The 1671-nt window shown below is 29.1% G+C and carries 1 protein-coding gene; it reads left to right on the forward strand.

Annotation, left to right across the window (positions count from 1 at the left end; all coding sequences use genetic code 11):
* Positions 1-111: 111 nt before the first annotated feature.
* The gene (locus I2A75_RS17810) at positions 112-1422 is read left to right on the forward strand and encodes an IS30 family transposase (protein ID WP_195266936.1); all 1311 of its coding nucleotides are present in this window, start codon (positions 112-114) and stop codon (positions 1420-1422) included.
* The last annotated feature ends 249 nt before the right edge of the window (positions 1423-1671 follow it).

A 1671-nucleotide genomic window follows, 5' to 3' on the forward strand; every position in this document is an offset into this window, starting at 1 on the left:
TGTAAATTGAAAAAGTAACTTCCGTTTTTTTACTTAAACAGAAGTTAGTCTTGCAAAGTATCTGATATAATTAATTTGATATTTGTCCTTAGCATATTAGGAGGATTAATTATGTCAAATAGAAATTTATGCAAGGGAAAGCACCTTACGATAGAAGATAGACTTGTAATTGAATACGGATTGGATCAAAATTATACATTAAAAGAAATAGCTCAAAGAGTTAAGAAAGATCCAACAACTATCTCTAAAGAGATTAAGCGAAATAGATTTCTTAAAGTAAGTAAACTAAAACAAAATGATCTCCAACCGTGCCAACACCGAAAAGGTTGCACTAAGACAAACTTATGTAATAGTAGTTGTGGTAAGCAATGTAAGAAATGTAGGTTTATAAATTGTTATAGATCTTGTAGTGAATATTCAACTAAGAAGTGTTCTAAACTTAATCGTTATCCTTATGTTTGCAACAGTTGCAGCAAAGTCACTACGTGTACCGGTGAAAAGAACTATTATAAAGCTAAAGTTGCGGATACAAAATATAAGGAACTATTAGTATCTTCTAGAGAAGGACTTAATATAACTTCAGATCAGCTAAAAAATATAGATGAAATAATCTCACCACTCGTTTTAAAAGGACAATCATTATCACATATTTTTACTCATCATAAAAATGAGATAAACTGTTGTGAAAGAACTTTATATTATTATTTTGATAAAAATGTTTTTACAGCTAGAAATATTGATTTACCTAGAAAAGTCAAATATAAGCCTAGAAAAAAATCTAAACTTCCTATAGTTAAAAAGTCTATTAATAGAATAGGAAGAACTTTTGATAACTTTGTTAAGTTTATTGAGGATAATCCTAATACCAACATAGTAGAGATGGATACTGTCCACGGCACACGAAGTGGCAAAGTACTTCTCACTTTTATGTTTAGAAATTGCTCATTAATGTTAGCTTTTATTATAGATAGCTGTAGCCAGATAGCAGTTAAAGATATTATAGATAAGTTATATGAAGTTTTAGGACATGAAGTTTTTAAGCGTAGCTTTCCTGTTATTCTAACAGATAACGGTTCAGAATTTAAAAATCCAGAAGATTTAGAATTAGATTCTATGGGAAATCAAAGAACTAAGATATTCTACTGTAATGCTATGGCTTCCTATCAGAAGCCTCACGTAGAAAAGAATCATGAATACATAAGGTATATAATGCCTAAAGGAAAATCCTTTAATGATAGGACTCAAGAAGATATTACTTTAATGATTAACCATATTAATAGTACAGCAAGAGCTAGTTTAAACGGAAATACACCATTCAAACTAGCCCAAATGTTGTTAGATGTTTCACTATTAGACAAGCTATCATTAAAACATATCCATTCAGATGAGGTACATCTAAAACCTGCACTTTTTAATAAATAATATATCAAAAATTTAGGGCAAGTATCAGCGGAACTTAATAATACAAAGTTGAAGCAAACGGAACTTAGTTTTGCAAGACGATTTCCGTAGGCTTATTAAGCCTGCTTATAAACCTTAAAAATTGATATATTATATAAATTATAACTTGTTTTATAGCTTTTTACTATTAAAATTATATTTAAAAACTGACTTTACTCTTGCAGTTACAATAGCTTACGCTAAAACGGAAGTTACTTTTTCATTCAACGA

The sequence above is a fragment of the Clostridium sp. 1001275B_160808_H3 genome, from assembly GCF_015550425.1.
Taxonomy (GTDB): Bacteria; Bacillota; Clostridia; order Clostridiales; family Clostridiaceae; genus Clostridium.